At 35.3% G+C, this 19,095-nt stretch carries 17 protein-coding genes and 1 pseudogene; 8 read left to right on the forward strand and 10 right to left on the reverse strand.

Annotated elements, in window-relative coordinates:
* Positions 1 to 156 precede the first annotated feature (156 nt).
* From ASG21_RS14240 to mnmE, 9 genes and pseudogenes are all read right to left on the reverse strand, one after another.
* On the reverse strand, positions 157 to 1,305 hold the full coding sequence (locus ASG21_RS14240) for a hypothetical protein (RefSeq protein ID WP_056081453.1): 1,149 nt from the start codon (positions 1,303 to 1,305) through the stop codon (positions 157 to 159).
* A 276-nt stretch (positions 1,306 to 1,581) separates the two neighbouring features.
* Complete coding sequence (locus ASG21_RS14245) at positions 1,582 to 2,577, reverse strand: toprim domain-containing protein (RefSeq protein WP_082482427.1); 996 nt, start codon at positions 2,575 to 2,577, stop codon at positions 1,582 to 1,584.
* Positions 2,578 to 2,793: 216 nt separating this feature from the next.
* Positions 2,794 to 3,954 (reverse strand): VapE domain-containing protein, encoded by a 1,161-nt coding sequence (locus ASG21_RS14250; RefSeq protein WP_056081460.1) that lies wholly within the window; start codon positions 3,952 to 3,954, stop codon positions 2,794 to 2,796.
* A 102-nt stretch (positions 3,955 to 4,056) separates the two neighbouring features.
* The gene (locus ASG21_RS14255; RefSeq protein ID WP_056081462.1) at positions 4,057 to 4,338 is read right to left on the reverse strand and encodes an excisionase family DNA-binding protein; all 282 of its coding nucleotides are present in this window, start codon (positions 4,336 to 4,338) and stop codon (positions 4,057 to 4,059) included.
* 124 nt (positions 4,339 to 4,462) lie between these two features.
* Entirely contained in the window at positions 4,463 to 5,263 is an 801-nt protein-coding gene (locus ASG21_RS14260) for a hypothetical protein (RefSeq protein ID WP_056081465.1), read from the reverse strand.
* A 91-nt stretch (positions 5,264 to 5,354) separates the two neighbouring features.
* Positions 5,355 to 6,617, reverse strand: a complete 1,263-nt coding sequence (locus ASG21_RS14265; protein ID WP_056081467.1) for a type II toxin-antitoxin system HipA family toxin — start codon at positions 6,615 to 6,617, stop codon at positions 5,355 to 5,357.
* A gap of 2 nt (positions 6,618 to 6,619) precedes the next feature.
* Positions 6,620 to 6,886 carry a helix-turn-helix transcriptional regulator gene (locus ASG21_RS14270; protein ID WP_056081470.1) on the reverse strand — a complete coding sequence of 89 codons (267 nt, stop codon included), beginning with the start codon at positions 6,884 to 6,886 and terminating at the stop codon, positions 6,620 to 6,622.
* 187 nt (positions 6,887 to 7,073) lie between these two features.
* Entirely contained in the window at positions 7,074 to 8,213 is a 1,140-nt protein-coding gene (locus ASG21_RS14275; protein WP_056081473.1) for a site-specific integrase, read from the reverse strand.
* Between the two features lie 184 nt (positions 8,214 to 8,397).
* Positions 8,398 to 9,807 (reverse strand): annotated as a pseudogene (mnmE, locus tag ASG21_RS14280) (tRNA uridine-5-carboxymethylaminomethyl(34) synthesis GTPase MnmE); the annotation flags it as partial.
* Positions 9,808 to 10,213: 406 nt separating this feature from the next.
* Here mnmE and ASG21_RS14285 point away from each other — a divergent pair.
* From ASG21_RS14285 to ASG21_RS14300, 4 genes are all read left to right on the forward strand, one after another.
* On the forward strand, positions 10,214 to 10,780 hold the full coding sequence (locus ASG21_RS14285; RefSeq protein WP_056081480.1) for a hypothetical protein: 567 nt from the start codon (positions 10,214 to 10,216) through the stop codon (positions 10,778 to 10,780).
* Positions 10,781 to 10,826: 46 nt separating this feature from the next.
* Entirely contained in the window at positions 10,827 to 11,264 is a 438-nt protein-coding gene (locus ASG21_RS14290; protein WP_056081483.1) for a hypothetical protein, read from the forward strand.
* Positions 11,265 to 11,347: 83 nt separating this feature from the next.
* Positions 11,348 to 11,587 carry a hypothetical protein gene (locus tag ASG21_RS14295; RefSeq protein ID WP_056081486.1) on the forward strand — a complete coding sequence of 80 codons (240 nt, stop codon included), beginning with the start codon at positions 11,348 to 11,350 and terminating at the stop codon, positions 11,585 to 11,587.
* Positions 11,588 to 11,834: 247 nt separating this feature from the next.
* Positions 11,835 to 12,839, forward strand: a complete 1,005-nt coding sequence (locus ASG21_RS14300; RefSeq protein ID WP_056081490.1) for a hypothetical protein — start codon at positions 11,835 to 11,837, stop codon at positions 12,837 to 12,839.
* Positions 12,840 to 13,072: 233 nt separating this feature from the next.
* Here ASG21_RS14300 and ASG21_RS14305 read toward each other — a convergent pair whose 3' ends face one another.
* Positions 13,073 to 14,842: an aminopeptidase P family protein gene (locus tag ASG21_RS14305; protein ID WP_056081493.1), complete on the reverse strand. Its 1,770-nt coding sequence runs from the start codon at positions 14,840 to 14,842 to the stop codon at positions 13,073 to 13,075.
* Positions 14,843 to 15,173: 331 nt separating this feature from the next.
* On the opposite strand from ASG21_RS14305, the gene ASG21_RS14310 reads away from it, so the two are divergent.
* The 4 genes from ASG21_RS14310 to pruA all read left to right on the forward strand — a co-directional run bounded on the left by ASG21_RS14310 (position 15,174) and on the right by pruA (position 18,987).
* Positions 15,174 to 15,611, forward strand: a complete 438-nt coding sequence (locus tag ASG21_RS14310) for a DUF6526 family protein (protein WP_056081495.1) — start codon at positions 15,174 to 15,176, stop codon at positions 15,609 to 15,611.
* A 125-nt stretch (positions 15,612 to 15,736) separates the two neighbouring features.
* A complete protein-coding gene (locus ASG21_RS14315) occupies positions 15,737 to 15,904 on the forward strand; it encodes a hypothetical protein (protein ID WP_056081497.1) in 168 nt (55 codons plus the stop codon).
* 9 nt (positions 15,905 to 15,913) lie between these two features.
* Positions 15,914 to 17,017: a DNA topoisomerase IB gene (locus ASG21_RS14320; protein ID WP_056081499.1), complete on the forward strand. Its 1,104-nt coding sequence runs from the start codon at positions 15,914 to 15,916 to the stop codon at positions 17,015 to 17,017.
* A 344-nt stretch (positions 17,018 to 17,361) separates the two neighbouring features.
* Positions 17,362 to 18,987 (forward strand): L-glutamate gamma-semialdehyde dehydrogenase, encoded by a 1,626-nt coding sequence (pruA, locus tag ASG21_RS14325; RefSeq protein WP_056081501.1) that lies wholly within the window; start codon positions 17,362 to 17,364, stop codon positions 18,985 to 18,987.
* Positions 18,988 to 19,095 lie beyond the last annotated feature (108 nt).

Here is a 19,095-nt window from a genome sequence, read left to right on the forward strand (position 1 = left end):
TGCTTCTGCAATCATCTTAATTAAATAATTGAAAAATAATTTAAATAACCAACATTTATGCGGCAAAATTCTGAAATATAAAAACCTAATATATAATTGTAGAAAAATTTATTTCGGAGCAAAAAAATTATATATTGCTCCTAATAAAAAGTGTCATCATCTAATATTTTTTTTATTTTTTATAATACTCTGAATTTCATATTCATTTTTTTCGCTAAATTTTAATAAGGAGAAAAGCTGAGTAACCATTTCAGCATCTTTAAAAATCTCATTGAAGGCAGCAAAAGGAATGCTGTTTTCCTGAGAAATTTTTTGTGCTATTTTTTCCATTTCCGATATGAGCTTTTGCCTATCTGTTCTGTCAAGATGTGGATTTTTAAATCTTGCAAATTTGATTTCCTTCTGTAGACTATTAATTATAGAATCCAGATATTTTTTCTTTTCAGAAGCAAATACGGTCGGATTGGATAATAGCACAGAGTTTTTGGTTTTGAAAAGATGAACTTGCTTTTTTAAATCATCCACCTTTGTATTGAGCTCAGTAATTTGTTGTGATTTAGATTCCAACTCCGTTTTATGTTTTAGAATTGTGCTTTTATACGTTCGAAAAGCTCTTTCATAATTCTTAATGGTTTTGTCAGTCTTAATTTTTTTAAAACCTAGAAAATCATTTTCCTTGACAACCAGCTCCTCCGATTTCTTCGAACCCATCTCAGATTTCATCAAATGATATCTTTCTTCCAAAACTTTGAGATCTTCTTCCTTTTGCCGAATCTTAAACTCAATCGCTTCTAATCTTCCTCTGGAACCCGAAATCCCTCTTTCCATATTCAGACATTCAGCTGTCAGATCCTGCATTTTTGAATAATGAAAAGATTGGTGTTTGAGTGTTTTACCAGTATCCAGATCCTGCCAGTCAGCTACCAAATGAGCGTGGTAATTGGGTTTCCATTCTTTAGTGTCTTTATCGGTATGACCTTCGTCTTTATGAATAGCAATCTGAAAAACACGAATTTTCAATTCTTCTTCCAGCCTCTTGGCTAAGTTCTGAAGTTCCAGCATCGTTGTGTCCTCTTTGATCACAACGACCGCTTCCCTGACTGGCATTGCATTCTTCTGCAATTTCCTTCCGGACTTTTCTTTGCAATAGGCTTCGATCTTTTGAATCCTGTCAGCTATTTTCTGTTCCATCCAATATTCATTCTTAGGCGTCAGATCTTTACGGATGTAATCAAAAGTTTTTTTTCTGAAATTATGGGTTTCAGAGTCCGATTTGACTGCTTTGAAATTAATTGAAGTCTTCACCAGTTTTCATCTTTTAAGTTTGTGTTACATATTTCCAATCAAAACCGTTGTATAAAAATTATACAGCAATTAATTTTACCTGCACATTTTTTACGCACCTTCGTTAATAGACCTGCGTATTTTTTATGCACGTTGTTTCCAGTCAAAGTATGTATTTTACTCAGGTTAGAAGCCTCGCAGAGCGTATTTGAAACTTTGTTGGGAGGCACGACCTTCAAAGTTGCGAATGCGCTCCTAACTTCTGCGTGTAGTTGGTAAAAAACACAGCACGTTTTATCAGCGTTTCCTTTTAAAACCATTTGAATTTTTGATTACCGGATTCTGATCTCGTACTTTTTGTTTATCATGTTCTGGAAATTTTCCAGATTGTTTTCCAGATTGTTTTCCTGCCTTATTTGACACATTATTTTTAATCTTTTGGATCAAAAATTCGTTAAGATCTTTATGATTGGAATAAATTCCAGAATGATCTTTTGCCTCGGAAAAAGATCTTATGATCTCAGATCTGCATTTGATCCCTGCATTATCGTTGTCCAGAAAAAGATGGATATCAGGATAGTTTTTAAGATGCTCTATGGATTTATTTAAAAGAGCAATCGAATTCATCACAAGGATATCTCCTGCAAAAGACTTTTGCAACTCGATAAAAGACAAGGCATCCATAAAACCTTCAAAAACTGCTACACTTCTGACATCTCTATCTTGAATATTTGATTTATCCTGAATTTTGCTGCTGAGATCTATTATTGAAACATCTTTTTTCAATAATGAACCTTTGAAAAAAGCATTACGCAATTCAAAACCGCCAGATAAGTTCTCAAAACCAATGGCATAGAGTTTCTTACTGCCGATGGTAAATCGTACTTCTTTTATATAATCATAGACCTTAGGACTTAATCCACGTCCCTGCAAATAGTGTTTCAGGTTAGGATTCTGGAGATCGAGTATCTCATCGATTCTGTAATTCGGTTCTGACTTCTTTACGTTTGGTAGCTGATGAAAAGAAGAAAAATTCTGCTTCTCTGCCCATATCAAAACTTCATTGACCGAAGTGTTCAGATATTTCTTCATAAAGTCGGTGTTATTCCCACCGACACCTTCTGAATGAAGATACCAGGCATTAATTCTTTTATCCAATTTGAAAGAGGCTTGGGATTCTCTGGCAAAAGGATTGAGATACCAAGCTTCTTTTTCATTTTGTTTCGTGGGAAGGTGTCCGAGAGAAAGGAGGACTTCTTCCAACGATATGCTGTTAAATTGTTTACAGTTCATTTTTGCTATGTTTTTAATTAAATACTTACCTAGTTACCAATCTGTTGATCATCAAATCAATGATCCTCTTTTTGTGACTACCTGGATCTACCTACTTACCCAATGTTATTATAGAGGTAACTTAGGTAGCTTGAGAATTCTCTACTTACCTAATTAAAATATTTACATTGTGTCACTTAAAGCTCTTAGGTAGGTTGGTAGAATAATTCTGTGTAATTATTTTATGGTCTTTAATCGGATGAGGTAACCATAGATCTGTCTTTGTGGATGTTTGACCCTTGGAAATTTGAAAGAAGATAAAGCTCTCCCGATCTTTAAATGATTTAACCGGACACCGTGAGAATTCAGATCGATCATCACTTCTGTTGCGGTCATAAATTCTTCCAGATGATCGGAAGGTTCATAGAACTTGTTCACGATCTCCTGTTCCAGGGTCATTTGCGTAAATCTTTCATTGCGTTTTTCATTCTCCAGAATATCTGTTACAGAGAGTTCCGGATTGTAATTTTTCCTTTTAAAAGCATTGAAGTAGGCTTGAGCCCAAACCTTGTCAATATCGATCTCAGAGGAATAATTGAAGTTGATCTTTTCGATCACTTCGAAAATGATCCACCTGACACTTCCTGAATCATCAGTTAAAAAATCTGTTTTATTGGTAGAACCAACAAAGCTGCATATCCGCTCCAGGTATTCTGATTTCCTTGCGTAAGGCAATCTCTCGTTGATATGAGTTTTCGATATATAGGCCTTCAAAGAATTAATGTCTGCTTTGGCCAGAACTGACAATTCATCCAGATTGATGATCAGATTCTTGCACAATTTAATCCTGCTGTCTTTGTCCAGACCGATATCTTCAGAAATGTAATTCATCAGTTTTCCAGGAATGAAAAATCTTAAAAAAGTTGATTTTCCACTATTCTGGATGGCATTCGCAAGAACCAGACAATGTTTGTTTATCCTTTCTTTTTCCAAAGCACAGAGTACTGCTCTGGTAAACCATTTTTCAGTATGATAGAAAAATGAAGCGTCATCATTGGTTTTCACATAAGAACAAAGCTTCCTGATATGATCTTCACCATCCCAATCTTCCAGACTTTTAAAATATTCTGAAATAGGATTATACTGTTCGATCAAATGACTTCTGACCAGGATCTCCAGTTTATTGATCGGGATATCAATTCCTGACTGAATAAGTTCGATAAACAGTGAGTTCAAATTAAGATCTGACCATTTCTTATCTGAACTCAGTTTGATTTCAAACTCCAGAGATATGGTATTAAATCGAATGGAATATTTAGAATTGAGATAATTCAATGCCCGGTCAAAGATGGTTTTAGTTTCTGTACCGGTCTGATACAGCGTTTTATTCTCTTCCATAAACATTTGGGATTGTGGAAACGGAACAAATAACTTTTATATCTGAACTCTACTTCCAGGTAAAACAAACATCTAAAACCTAACTGCTGCCACAGTCAGGTTTTATTTTTTACGCAAAGAAAATTCTATGGCTTCCTGTTGAATTTCATCATTTGATTTATGACTGTTTTTCAACAGCCATTCATCAATTTTTGTTCGTTCAAAGAATAGAACTTTCCCATTAGGTTTAGAAAAAGGAAGACTGTTAGTATGAACTAATTTATAGATATAGGATTTTTTAAATCCTGTATAATCTGAAAGTTCTTCAACATTAAGAATAGATTTGAGACCGACAATATGCTTTTCAATTCGGCTCAGCTTGTGAAGGATGATTTCGTTTTCCATTGCTTTACTATTTTAAAATTTGTGTGGCAAAGGAAAACAAATGACAATGTCATTAAAATACTCGGATAGTCAAAACGCCTTTTAATAAAGGGTTTTACAGTATAGAATTTGAATATGATCGATTTTACAAAACGAAATTGGTGTATGCACTGTTTAAGCTGCCATACGGAATCTGAGAAATTTCTCCTTTCTCATACTTTACAAAGTTTGCTATTATGAAGTCCATTAAGCTTCGTCTTTTTGCTCTCTCGAATTTGATGTCGCCACCCTCAAGAACAGAATGTAGCAGAGAGAATAATTCGGTGTAGGTGATTACATTTTTTCCAGATGTCCCGATCCATTTAATTTTATTCTCAACCTCTTCTCCTTTCAACAGCTCTTCAAGATCGCCCAATGAACTCTCCTCAACATTTTTAGTATTTGATCTGATGACCTCCTCAATTTCGGATATTTTCATTTGGCGTAGCGAGACACTTTGAGTGACAAAATTCTTGATTTCAGGCAGAAGCGCAGATTCAAATCTTTTGGTCCAGATCAATCTTCCAAGCATCACAGCACCAACTACCAAATAGAACAGAATGGACAGCCGATAGAAGAATAGGACATATTGATTGGAAATCGAAATGTCTTTCAGCGTCATCAATAAAATACCGAAATAGATAATGTAGATAAAAATTCGAGGTCTTTCGATCCGCGCGACCCACCATTTACGATCAATGCAAAAAAAATAGTAGAGAATCCATTTTATGTTTACTTTACAGAAAGGGTAAAGAATAAAAACAACTAAAACCAGCGCAATTATTTTAAATAAAGGAACCCTTAAGTTGAAAGGAATGAGATAAACTCCCAGTAGCGTTACTAGCGAAATAACAAACGAAACCAGAATTAATAAGGTTGGTCTGCTTTCTAAATTTATTTTTCTCATATTTCAATATTTATCTAAAAAAAATCTTTTATAATCACATCTTACAATCGACCAGGTTTATAAAAATTTGTGCAGATGTTTACACTAACTTTTATAATTGAATAAATTCAGATTCGATCTTATCAATAACCTTTCGAGGTATGCCTTGCTTTTCTGAGAAAGGTTTGAACAATTTGGTTGCTAAAAGTACACTGTCAATGACCGCATTGGGATTTTTAATGGTAAACTGATCGGCAATTCCTAATAGATCTTCTCTGCTAATAGAATTTCTTTTTCCATTGATAGACATGGCTCTTGAAACTCTTACATAATTTTGTAAAGCATCGAGTGGATAAGTCAGATCATATGCTGGAGCCAGGTTCCAACGGTCTTTTTCAGTGTTGTATATGAAAGAAAAATTCTTTAAGTGATCATCAATATTCGAAAAAACCAAATTGAACACCATTCGCTTGAATAGCTGTTCAATATCTCTGTGAGGAAGCCTAAGGTCTACTGACAATCTATAGAGGTTTTCGTAAGTAGAATTTTCCGGCTTTTTAAAATCCCAACCCGTCATTCCTGAAGCGGTAAGAATATGATATTTCTGGCCATGCTTTCTATCAAATCGTAAAGTAGCGAAATGCTTATCATCAATCATTTTAGAGTCCATCATTTCAATCCCTAAATTCGTAGCAATTTGATAGTAAACAAACTCTACTTTCTCCTTAGAATAACCTTCGTTCTCGTCGACCGAAAGTTTGATCAGGTAGTGATTGTAATCTTCTGAAGTTTCTATATCACCAGCCTTTAATACACCGGTTTTCTTGTTTTCTGAAACCAAAATTTTAGGTCTCGCACCGCCAGCCGAAGTTCCGATCTTAAAAATATTCAATAAAGCAAAATCACTCAATCCCTTTTCTTCAATAGATGTTCTGACATCTAAAACCTTTTTCACCACGTCAGTGATCTCGTCAATATTAATTGAACTGTCTGAAGTAATATCTTTGGCCGGAGCAAACTCTAATGCACCCATTCCTCTTTGACCAACATAAGTAAGCTGTTCCAATGGAGAAATACTGATAAAATCTTTTTGAGTAGCTTCCAACCATTCTTTAAAGACAATATTTCCAAAATAATCAGGTAAGGAATCTGCAATCATTGGAGGTAACCCCCTAAAAGCTTCGCCTTCAAATTCTGAAAAAACCTGAACATTTGGACTTCTTCTAATAAGATAAGGAAACAGCCTTTTATACAGATCCATTTCCAAAAACGCAGGATTATATTGGAAAGATGATTTGCGTTGATTTTCATCATAGCCAATCTTCCCAATTTCTAAACCTCGGAAATGAACAGATATAATTTGATTTTTAGCCATCTTTAATACAAGGATTGATTATCATTAAGATTTTTTGTTTTATCAGCAACAAATTGATTCAACGATTTCATCTCATCAAAATACTGTAATACTTTTAGTAAGGTTTCAAGTGTAGGATTGTCCCCATTCTCAAGTTTTGCGATAGTAAATCTCGAAAGTTCTAATTCCTCGGCTAATTCCTGCTTTGTAAGATTTTCTGCTTTCCGCATTTCCCTACACCAACTTCCGATATTGTTTTTAACTTCTTTTATTGTAATAAAATCGAGCATACATTTGTTTATTATAATAAACAAATGTAATAAAATTAAACAAAATTGATTACTATAATAAACAATATTACTTGATGTCAACTTAGTTCTATGTTAAATCGAATAAGAATAATCCCGGCAGAGCTAAAAGCGAGATAACAAATGAAAATAGAATTAATAGAGAGGTGTACTTTCTATATTTATTTTATCATATCTCAATATTCAATTCCGGAATAATCTCCGCCGCTTCTTTCATTTTGTTATCGACTATCTTTGCATAAATTTGAGTTGTTCTCAATTCTCGATGTCCCAATCTTTTGGAAACTGTGTAAATATCGGCACCATTTTCCAGGAGTAAAACAGCATTCGTATGTCGAGCTGAATGAAAAGTAATATGTTTCGGAACCGCAGCACGATTGCACCAGCGGATAATTTCAGTATTGTAGGTCATACTATATTTCAAACCTTTGAAAACTCTTTCTTGTGGATCCTGTCTTTCGCCCAACAATTCTCTGGCTTGTTTTGAAATATAAAGATATTCTACACCATCTGTTTTTACCTGTCGGAAATTGACTCTGGAAACATCACCTTCATCACGAACTTCTTTCCATGTCAAAGTGTTGATATCAGACCAACGTAATCCCGATAAACATGAAAAAAGAAAAGCTTTTTTCAAAACAGGATATTTGCATTCCGCTTTTGCTAATCGTTGTAGTTCATCAAAGATCAGATATTCTCTTTGGCTTTCAGCCTGCTCAAATGACTTAATTTTTTCTGCGTAATTTATCGTCAAATATCCATTATCGAAAGCATGTCGAAGCGCAGCTTTAAACTTGTTAAAATAAGAATACTTTGAGTTTTGAGAAAGAGGTAGATCACTCTTACTGATCGCATCCTTTTCAAAGTATTTCCGAACTTTTTTTATGAAAAATTCATCAATTTCCTCAAAAGTTAAATTCTTTGGAACTACTTTTTTTAGATGCTGGTATGTAGAGAACCAATTACCATAATTATTTGACGAATCGAGCGTTCGTTTTTCCTCAGCAAGATCAGCGAAGAAGTTTAAAAATACCCGTTTAGCTTTCGCAGTATTTTTCAACTCAAATCTTCCTTGAGCATATTCAGCTTTTCGAATTGCAATTACATTTTCTGCAAATTCCAAAGCTTCTTTATTTTCTTTTTTTTCTTTGGCAGTCTTTGGATCAACAATTAGATAGGTATCTAAATTCTCAAAATTTCTCAGATGCTTTCTTTTTCCGTCCTCAGTAATTTCAGAACCACGGTAAAACTCGATTGACAGACTAATCCTGCCGTCTTTCAATTTTCTTTGACTAAGTGATATTTTCATAGATTCGGTTTTGTACTACTTTGTACTACTTTTGACTATTTTGGAGGTCTCAAGTAGTACAGAAGTGGTACAAATATACAAATATAGTCTAATAAGAGAAAATAAAATTCAGCTAAATATCTGATAATCAACTAAAAGAAAGGAAAGGAAAACATAGAAAAAGCTAATTTATTTCCCGATACANAAACTTAGAAAAAATATTCCCCAGCACCTCATCATTCGTAAACTCACCGGAGATTTCACCCAAGTACTCCAACGCGTAGCGAAGTTCATAAGCCAATAATTCAGTTGAAATTTTTCCTGAAATGGCATCTTCTACCCTTTTCACGGATTCTAAAGATTTCTGCAACGCTTCGTAATGACGTTGGTTCGTGATAATGGTGCTTTCCTGAGTTTCCAGATTTTGGATGTAGTCGGCAAGTTCGGTTTTCAACTGCTCGATTCCGGTTTTGTTTTTTGCTGAAATTCCGATGATCTGCGAAGTATAATCGGGAAATAATTGCTCTTTCAATTCTGCATCAAACTCGTTAACGGAAGAAGTTTCCTGCAAATCAATTTTATTGTGAAGAAGAAGGATCTTTAAATCTTCACGGTAAAATTCTTTGATGAAATCTGTTATCTCATGTGTTGTAGAATCAAACTCATCGTACAGATACAGAAGAATTTTTGCGGTTTCAATCTTTTCCTTCGCTTTTTTAACGCCAATTTCCTCGATAATGTCGGTCGTTTCACGAATCCCAGCAGTATCAATAAATCTAAAAGCTGTTCCTTTAATATGTAAAACTTCCTCGATCGTATCGCGCGTTGTTCCCGCAATTTCCGAGACAATGGCACGCTCTTCTTTCAGTAAAGCGTTCAGCAAGGTAGATTTTCCGGCATTCGGTTTACCGATGATGGCTACGTCTACTCCATTTTTTATCGCATTTCCGTATTGGAAACTGTCTATCAACGAACGAAGTTTCTCTTCGGTTCTGTTCAATGATGCTTTTAAAGCGGTTCGGTCTGCAAATTCTACATCTTCTTCAGCAAAGTCGAGTTCCAGTTCGATTAATGATGTAAAATTCAATAAATCAGTTCTTAAAATGGAAATTTCATTGGTAATTCCACCTTTCAACTGATTCAAAGCGACTTTTCTTGATGCTTCATTTTCCGAAGCAATCAAATCGGCAATGGATTCTGCCTGGCTCAGATCAATTCTCCCATTCATAAACGCACGCATCGTAAACTCACCGGCTTTCGCCATTCTCGCACCGTTTTTAATCAAAACTTCCAGAATTTTCTTGGCTATATGCGGCGAACCGTGAAAAGAAATTTCCACAGAATCCTCTGCGGTAAAAGTTTTCGGTGCTCTGAAAACGGAAACCATCACCTCATCGATGACTTCGCTGTTGGCTTGTGTCTCCCCACTATCATCTACCATCTTCCCATCCACAATAAACCCGTAATGAACCGTATGCGAATCGGCTTTTTCAAGATTTTTTCCCTGAAAAACCCGGTTGACAATTTCAAAAGACTGTTCCCCCGAAATTCTGATAATTCCAATAGCTCCAATTCCGTTGGCAGTCGCCAGTGCGCAGATAGTGTCGTGATTCATGGTGCAAAATTACGGAATAAACATTTAAAATTTAAGATTCAAAATTCAAGTTTTAAAACACCATTTTCAATCAAAATTCAACTGCTCAAACTCCCTGCAACTCTCAACTCCCTCCCTCCAAACTCTCAAACGCTCAGACACAAATACTCTCCAACTCTCCCACATTTTAGGAGCCGGAAACCTGCTTTCCGCTGTATCTTTTTTGCGGCAGACCCCTTCCGAAGTTTCACGTTTCTTCCCACGCAAAAAAGGATGCCGCTGCAATCAGGGCTAGTTACACACGTTATCTTTTTTTTAAATATCCCCCAAAAATGAAAAAATCAATCTCTTTTTTCGTAATTTAGAACAGAAAAATACAAATTCAAAAATCTGAAAACGGTGAAACTAATCAAATCTAAAATCAACGATGTTTAAGGAAAATTTGATATTATTCGCAGTTTTTGTAATGACTTTGGTGAGTTGTAAAGAAACTGAGTACAGACAAAAAACAAATCAGAAGGAGCCAGAAAAAGAGCTTTCAAAAAAAATTCCGGAAAAGAACATTCTAATTGTTGAGGCGATAAAAAAGTTCGGTCCTGAAATTTCATCAACTTACGAAAAAGCCGTCTGCACAGAATTGGTCATTCAGATTATTGAAAAATTCCATCATTTGGAAGAAAGGGATAAATTTAGAATCAGAATAATAACGGACGGGAATATACAGGATTTGATAAAAGAAAATTCACCGATTCCAAAAGGAGTTTTTTACGCACTAACTGAAAAAGGAATTGGAATTCCTATAAAAAAAGAAGACGTTCTGGAAGGAGATTTTGTGCAATTCTGGACTCCAACCTGGGGACATTGCGGAATTGTAAAAAGCATCAGTTTAGAAAAGCAGGAAATGGAACTTTACTCATCATTTCCGTCCACAAAAGGATACGGGATTCAAAAATTCAAGATCCCTGAATATACATTCTTTGTGAGAGTAAAATAAACTTCAACAAAATGAAAAACAAAAAGCCTTCATATTAATTTTAACTGTGATTTTACTTACTGCAATCCATTCTTGCATAAAAGAAATAAAGACCGGGCATAAAAACCAAACAAATGCTGAAATTAAAAAACCGGTTGATAGTACGAAATCAGTATATGTAGAAACCTCTGTCAATGCTCATCACTACGCTATTGTTGTTGAGAAAATAGATTCTCTGCAATATTATTATGTTAAAAAAAAGACAGCTCTGACTAAGAAAAAACTTTTAAAAATCACAGACTTCAGGGAAGCTAAAAGATTGTTGAAAGGGATTGTTGACTTTGATGAAAATCCTGATTTTGGCAACCATCCCGCAGTTAAGAAAATACATTTTAGAAACGGAAAAACATATGAAAATATAATGATTTTGATTACAGTTTTTTTATCGCTTACTTTCCCGATGAAGATATTTTACTCTCTGAAGGAGGGCATTCCACAGATATAAGCTTTAATTTAAGAACCGGACAAGAAACCGAGGAAACTGGAAATCCAGACATTTTTATTTTTTCACCCAATGAAACTTTCCGCGTGAACGGAAGTTACGACGGACAGGAATGTTCAGGATATTTTATTCAGAAAAAAAACAATGGAGAATATCACAAAATCATCAATCTTGAAGATGAATTTAAAAATCTAACTTCCATAATGCTTTGTTATATTAAAGATGGTTTTTGGACTGATGAACATACTTTTATGCTAAAAAAATTCAATTTTGATTACGAAACCGGAAAATTCAAATTTTTTAAAGTGAAAATTCTGGAAAAGTAAATTATCTTTCAGGTTCAAAATACTTTTAAAGGTCATGTTCTTAACCAGATGAAAAATATTCTGCATTCTCCTGTTATCACCGCTCTTGTTGCTCAGCAATACGGCAAAACTGTGGAGGGATCGCTATGAACACTCAGACAATATTTCAGTTAAAAAAAGAAAGTTTCATGTGTTGCACATAATAATTTTAAAATGAGAAAAAATTGAGGGATTAACTAAAAAACAACGTTTCAAAACATTTACACAAATGAACGCAGTAATTACACTATCAGTCTTTTTAATTTTCCTTTTTTCCTGCAAAAAAGAGAAAGTTGCCTCAGCTGAAAACATCCCTGTTTCCGAGAAAAATTTAAATAAAAAAACACTCGACTCACTCCGGAGTCAAAGCATTTTTGTTCAGGAAAATGAAAACATTTTAACAAGAATCTGGGTTAAAAGCAACGAAAAACGTGGCAATTATTTCTACTCAGATACTTTAAATGTCCTGAAGATTTCAAAGTATCAGTTTGCCGGACAAAAATTAAATCTGATTAAAGAAATTAATTTAGAAAAAGCAGAATGGTCTTACTTGGAAATAGACAGCACAAACATCAAAACCAGGAAAACAGGTAAAAAGAATTATCTTTTTCTCACCCATCAAGTGTCGAACACGGGAAAAGCAATGAGAGTGATAAGTGTAAATTTCTCTATGATTAATTTAGACAATATTGTAGACAACTTCAGTTTACAGTACTTTGGTTACCCTTCAGATTACTGTAATGGGTGCATTCGCGGAAATTTCGGAGAAAACTCTAAACTGAAATCATCTGCATTTGCAAAAACTGTGCTTCATCAATATGCGCGTACTTCCAAATTTATTTACCATCCGTCAGATGAAGAAAAAAATATTACTCATTACAAGAATTTTGGAGAGAAATGGGAAAAAGATAATGCTACGGATAATAATTTCGGAGCAGGATATGCAATCATTCCCGATATCATTTACTCAACCTATTATGATGAAAATCTATTTAAACTTACATCGGCAAGTGAAGAATTTGTAGAAAATGAAAACTACAAAGTTCAATCTGTTTTCCGAGGAAATCTTGTTGGATTTGATAAAAAGAAAAGAAAGTATTTTCCAATCATCGTTGAAAGCTGCTCGCATTTCTGCAACAAAAATATTGAGTTTGTGGACGCGCAAAAATTAAAAATTACGTATGAAGATGATCAGTCTTTTGAGATTAATTTAAATAAGATTGTATTTAAATAAAAATCATCCCATTACTGAGATGATTCAATTATAAAAAAACGTATATGAAGTGAATGTGTTTGGTTTCGTTTACAAAACTACGCCACTTTCACAGCACTTTCATCAGTGATTTCACTAGATCTTTACCGTAAAAATACGGGGATTCTGATTTAAGATTTAAGATTCAAAATTCTTTATTTGAGTTTTAAAATTTGAAATTTAAAATTCACTATTGACAATTAACAATTCACTTATTAAAGCGGACTTACGAGTTCCAAGAACCAGTCCTTCCCTTCACCATCTAAAAACGGAGCTAATTTTTCTTCACAGGTTTTGTGATAAGCATTCAGCCAGTTGATTTCGTCTTCTGAAAGAATTTCTTTCACAATATCATTTTTGAAGAACGGACAGAACGTCAACGTTTCAAACTCATAAAAAGTTCCTGATCCCGTAGTTTCAGACTCTTTTACGGCAATCAGATTCTCATGACGGATTCCGTATTCTCCTTCTACATAATATCCCGGTTCGTTTGAAACAACCATTCCTACAAGCAATTCCTGTGGGTTTAAATCTTTTCTGATGTTTTGCGGACCTTCATGCACATTCATAAAACTTCCCACACCGTGCCCGGTTCCGTGATTATAATCTTTTCCGTTCATCCAAAGCGGAAGTCTGGCAATGGCATCCAACTGTACGCCTTTTGTTCCTTTCGGAAATTTCGCCATTGATAAACGGATCATTCCCTGCAAAACTAAAGTTGAATTGATTCTAAATTCTTCAGAAACCGCTCCCAATGCCAAAGTTCTGGTAATATCTGTCGTACCTTCAAGATACTGACCGCCGGAATCCACCAGAATACTCGCGTCGTTTGTCACCTCATTACTTCCTTCCGCTTTCGCCGAATAATGAATCACGGCACCATTATTTTTATACCCGATAATACTTCCGAAACTTTCTCCCACAAAATTCTCTCCCGCAGCACGGAAATCTTTCAGTTTCTGTCCGACTGAATATTCATTCATCGTTTCTTTTCCTGCAGAATGAGTCAACCAGTAAAGAAATTTCACCATTGCAACACCATCTCGTACCATCACTTTTCTGAAACCTTCCAGCTCCGTTTCGTTTTTCTGAGCTTTCATCAGATTTCCCGGCACAGCTCCTTTTACAAATTCATTATCAATTTTTAAAGCTTCAAAAATCGACTGATTGCTGTTTGGAGAAACCAGAACCTTCTGACCTTTTACTGTTTTTAAATGATTGTAAAACTCTTCATAAGGCATCATTTTCACCCAGGCTTCGTCCATTTGCTTTCTGCTTTCAACGTCGAGTTTTTCAAGGTCGGTGAACAGATGTGCATCATTTTTAGTGATGATGATGTAACCTAAAAATACAGGATTGCTTTCCACATCGCTTCCTCTCAGATTTAATGTCCATGCGACATCATCAAGACTTGAAATAATATGAACTGAAACTTCCTGCTCTTCCATTTTCTGACGGATGGCCGCGATTTTATCTGTCACAGACTTTCCTGCTCTCTCAATTGGATGGGTATAAATCGGATTTTTTGAAGGCGTTCCTCTTTCTTTCCAAACCTGTTTCAATAAAGGAAGATCAATTAAATTTAAATTTTTTGCATTCAGTTTTTGATATAAAAGTTCCCAGTTGGAATGGGAAGTTGCAACAGCATTTACGGCTACCTTGCCGTTTTCGGGAATTTCAGAAATGATCCAGTCGATGTAATTCGGAGTTCCTTCCATCCCATCTTTGAAAAGGTCGATTCCTGATCCCTCCAGTTCAATGGGAGCCTGCGTGAAATACCGTCCGTCTGTCCACAGTCCGCCTTTATCTTTTGTAATTACGACAAAACCTGCCGAACCAAGAAAACCTGACAACCAGGCTCTTTCCTGCCATTCTTCAGGTAAATATTCACTCATATGAGGATCTGCAGAATATACTATAAATGCATCAACATTATTTTTCTGCATCTCTTCACGAAGTGCAGCTACTTTTTCCTTTGAAGTCATTATTTATTTATTTTTAAAAACGTGAAGTTACGGATTTTTGGGAATAAAATATGGAAGATGGTTCCGGCATACGAGTTTCGGGATGCGGATCCACAGTTCAAGGTTTAAGGTTATAGATTTAGGAAGTCATGTGAATTCACTTTTAAGATGTCATCAGCAATTATTTATAAAAAGCACTGAGACACAGATTCTCATAAAAATAAAATACTTCGTTCAGAAACTTCCATCTCCTACCTCCCTCTTTCCCTCGTCCAGCACCCATCATCCAACACACAACACACAGACATACCACACAAATTCATTTTGGAAAGATTATTGTAATGCTATATTTATGAAAACGCAGAATTACCAGAATCACCGTAAATTTTATGCTCCCCATCATTTTATTTATCTCCCTTTAGTAATTTTTTTACAGGACTTTGGGGTTTATAAAATTTTCAATGATTCTGTAAATCAACTTATGTGGATTCTATTTTCGGCTGTTATTTTCCTGATTTTATTTTTGGCAGTTATGGTCCGTCAGCATTATGCTTTGGGACTTCAAAACCGCATTGTAAGACTGGAATTTAAACAGAGGTATTTCGAATTATTCAGTTTAAGGTCTGATAAAGTAGAAGAAAAATTAAACTTCAGTCAGATTGCAGCATTAAGGTTTGCGTACGACGATGAATTTAAAATTCTTCTTGAAAAAGCTTTAAAGGAAAACCTTTCCGGCGACGAAATCAAAAAATCAATAACAAACTGGAGAGCAGATGAACACAGGATTTGAGATTTGAGATTTGAGGTTTGAGATTTGAGATTTGAGATTTGAGATTTCAAAAACGCCAAAAATTTTACATCCGGCATCCAACATCCATCACCCAACAATACTATAAATATCAAAAATAAATTATTATGAAAAAGCTAAGTTTCTTATTTATGTCTCTATTTGGTTTAATGCTTCTTACAAGCTGTGAAGCCATTGAAACAATTTTTAAAGCAGGAATGTGGTGGGGAATCATCGTTGCTGTCGGAATTATAGGTGTAATCTTATGGTTATTCTCTAGGGGTAAAAACTCATAATCTGTTGATATGGAAAATTCAGATCTTGAAATTATTTCACATCTAAAACCTTCCAGGATCATCAAAATCATGAAAGATCCGGTGGCTTCTGCAAAGGCTGTAAATTTGATTTACACTTCCGATGCGGAAGCTTCCGGTATTATTCGCCGTAAAAGAGGAAAGAAATTTCAGTATTTTAAAGGTGATGAAAGAGTAAAAGATAAGGAAGAAATCAAGCGCATCAACAGTCTTGTAATTCCGCCGGCCTGGGAAAATGTGTGGATTTGTGCTTTAGACAACGGTCATCTCCAGGCAACAGGTTTTGACATTAAAAAAAGAAAACAATACCGCTACCATCCACTTTGGAGTGCACTTAGAAACCACACGAAGTTTTACAGAATGCTTCAGTTCGGTTACGCCTTACCCGAAATCCGTCTGCAGCTTGAGAAAGATTTGGCTTTGAAAACCTTTGAGAAGCGGAAAATCATGGCCTTGATTGTTAGTTTAATGCAACGTACCAACATCCGTATTGGAAATAATATTTATGAAAAACTATATGGTTCTTTTGGTCTTACCACTTTAAAGGAAAAACACGTAAAGATTGAAGGTCAAAAAATAAATTTCTCATTTAAAGGTAAGAAAGGTGTCATGCACAATGTCAATCTCAAAAGCAAAAGACTGGCAAAACTCATTATGAAATGCAAAGAAATTCCGGGAAAAGAACTGTTTCAATATCTTGATAATGAAGGTAACAGACATTCTATAGATTCGGGGATGGTGAATGATTATATTAAAGAACTCAGCGGAGAAGATTTTACTGCAAAAGATTTCAGAACCTGGTCTGGAACTGTTAATGCTTTGATCGCTTTTAAAGAAATCGGTTACGCTGAAAATAATACCCAATATAAAAAGAAAGTAAAAGCCGCTTTGGACATTGTTGCCGAACATCTCGGAAATACCAGTACTGTTTGTAGAAAATATTACGTTCATCCTTTAGTCATCAACCTTTACGAAAACAATACCATCAAAAAATATCTTGATGAGCTTGAAGTTATAGAAGAAAATGATGGAAAAGCAGGCTTGACACACGAGGAGAAATTAGTTTTAAAAATTCTGGAAACAGAGAAAATGTGAGAAAGTGAATTGTAAATGGTCAAATCGCTTCGCATGTCAATTTTCCAATTCATCATATCATTTATTGGAAATGATTGAATCATTAAAATTTTGGAGCTGATAAGATTATTTACGTTTCAAATAAACCTAAATTAAGCGGTCTGCATAATGTATCTGCGGATATTATCTTAAACCACCTTAACTATTTCATCATCTTAATGGTTAAAATTCACTATTCACTTGCAAAGCAAAATTCACAATTGACCGTTTCGCTCGCAAAGCAAAATTCACTATTCACATCCCTTCATCATAAATTTTAAAAGTTGTAAATTTGTAGAACAGCAAAATAAAACAATACAACTTATATGTCAAAAGCAATTTCGCAAGTACCATTTGCAGTAAATGAGCCGGTAACTTCTTACGAACCGGGATCAGCAGAAGTAAAATCTCTTCTTGCAACTTACAAAAAAATGTGGGCAGAAAAGACAGAGATCCCAATGGTTATCAACGGTAAAGAAGTAAAAACAGGCGATACTGTTCAGCTTCAGTCACCTCAGGATCATGCACACGATTTCGGTTTTTATCATAAAGGAACGATGCAGCATGTAGACGATGCCATCAACTCTGCTTTAGCAGCAAAAAAACAGTGGAACGAGCTTGGATGGGAACACCGTGCAGCAATTTTCTTAAAGGCAGCTGATCTTTTGGCGGGACCTTACAGAGACGTTATCAATGCAGCAACAATGATCGGACAGTCTAAAAATGTTCATCAGACTGAAATTGATGCCGCTTGTGAATTCATTGATTTCTTAAGATTCAACGTAGAATTTATGACTGAAATGTATTCTGAGCAACCGGTTTCCGACGCAGGAATCTGGAACAGAGTAGAATACAGACCTTTAGAAGGATTCTGTTTTGCCGTAACTCCATTCAACTTTACTGCAATCTCCGGGAACTTGCCAACCTGTATGGCTATGCTTGGAAACGTAGTGGTTTGGAAGCCTTCAGACAAACAGATCTATTCTGCAAAAGTGATCATGGATGTTTTAATCGAAGCGGGGCTTCCTGCCGGAGTGATCAACATGATTTTTACAGACGGAAAAGAAACTGCTGAAAAAGTAATGGCTCACAGAGATTTTGCCGGACTTCACTTTACAGGTTCTACAAAAGTTTTCCAGGGAATGTGGAAAATGATTGGCGATAATATTCACAACTACAGAACTTACCCGAGAATCGTTGGAGAAACTGGTGGAAAAGATTTCGTAATCGCTCACCCTTCTGCAAATGTAGAAGCAGTTGCTACAGGTTTAGTGAGAGGTTCTTTCGAATATCAGGGACAGAAATGTTCTGCAGCTTCAAGAGCTTACATTCCAAAATCGCTCTGGGCTGATGTGAAAAAAGTAATGGAAACTCAGATTTCATCTATTAAAGTTGGTTCTCCTGAAGATCCTTCGAACTTCGTGAATGCAGTAATCGATAAAAATTCTTTCGAAAAATGCAAAGGTTACATCGACAGAGCAAACGCTTCAGATGTTGCCAATGTTGTGATCGGCGGTAAAACTGATGATTCTAAAGGCTGGTTTGTACACCCAACTGTTATTGAAACTACAGATTCTCAGTACGAAAGTATGGTTGAAGAAATTTTTGGTCCTATCCTGTCTGTTTTCGTTTATGAAGACGCTGATTGGGCAGAAACTTTAAAAGTGGTTGATTCTTCTTCTCCTTATTCATTGACTGGTTCAGTTTTCGCTCAAGACAGATATGCTGTAAATGAAGCTTTCAAAGCACTGGAAAATGCATCAGGAAACTTCTATATCAACGACAAACCGACAGGAGCAGTTGTTGGTCAGCAGCCTTTCGGTGGAGGAAGAGCTTCAGGAACTAACGACAAAGCAGGTTCTAAAATGAACTTACTAAGATGGACTTCTGTAAGATCGATTAAAGAAACTTTTGTTTCTCCAAAGGATTATAAGTATCCATATTTGGGATAAACAATAAAACATGGGCAATAAGTAATTTTTGTCTCACAAAAACAGCCTCGGAATTTCGGTTTCGGGGCTTTTTGTTTCAAAATTTTAGCTGAATTAAATTTTATTGCT

The sequence above is a fragment of the Chryseobacterium sp. Leaf394 genome, from assembly GCF_001424105.1.
Classification (GTDB): domain Bacteria; phylum Bacteroidota; class Bacteroidia; order Flavobacteriales; family Weeksellaceae; genus Chryseobacterium.

Coding starts and splice junctions, on each gene's coding strand:
- ASG21_RS14260 (WP_056081465.1), bottom strand. CDS start 5,263: ATGAGAAAAATAAATTTAGAAAGCAGACCAACCTTATTAATTCTGGTT.
- ASG21_RS14265 (WP_056081467.1), bottom strand. CDS start 6,617: ATGGCTAAAAATCAAATTATATCTGTTCATTTCCGAGGTTTAGAAATT.
- ASG21_RS14255 (WP_056081462.1), bottom strand. CDS start 4,338: ATGGAAAACGAAATCATCCTTCACAAGCTGAGCCGAATTGAAAAGCAT.
- ASG21_RS14315 (WP_056081497.1), top strand. CDS start 15,737: ATGAAAAAGCTAAGTTTCTTATTTATGTCTCTATTTGGTTTAATGCTT.
- ASG21_RS14300 (WP_056081490.1), top strand. CDS start 11,835: ATGAACGCAGTAATTACACTATCAGTCTTTTTAATTTTCCTTTTTTCC.
- ASG21_RS14245 (WP_082482427.1), bottom strand. CDS start 2,577: ATGAACTGTAAACAATTTAACAGCATATCGTTGGAAGAAGTCCTCCTT.
- ASG21_RS14275 (WP_056081473.1), bottom strand. CDS start 8,213: ATGAAAATATCACTTAGTCAAAGAAAATTGAAAGACGGCAGGATTAGT.
- ASG21_RS14285 (WP_056081480.1), top strand. CDS start 10,214: ATGTTTAAGGAAAATTTGATATTATTCGCAGTTTTTGTAATGACTTTG.
- ASG21_RS14305 (WP_056081493.1), bottom strand. CDS start 14,842: ATGACTTCAAAGGAAAAAGTAGCTGCACTTCGTGAAGAGATGCAGAAA.
- ASG21_RS14270 (WP_056081470.1), bottom strand. CDS start 6,886: ATGCTCGATTTTATTACAATAAAAGAAGTTAAAAACAATATCGGAAGT.
- ASG21_RS14310 (WP_056081495.1), top strand. CDS start 15,174: ATGAAAACGCAGAATTACCAGAATCACCGTAAATTTTATGCTCCCCAT.
- pruA (WP_056081501.1), top strand. CDS start 17,362: ATGTCAAAAGCAATTTCGCAAGTACCATTTGCAGTAAATGAGCCGGTA.
- ASG21_RS14320 (WP_056081499.1), top strand. CDS start 15,914: ATGGAAAATTCAGATCTTGAAATTATTTCACATCTAAAACCTTCCAGG.
- ASG21_RS14250 (WP_056081460.1), bottom strand. CDS start 3,954: ATGGAAGAGAATAAAACGCTGTATCAGACCGGTACAGAAACTAAAACC.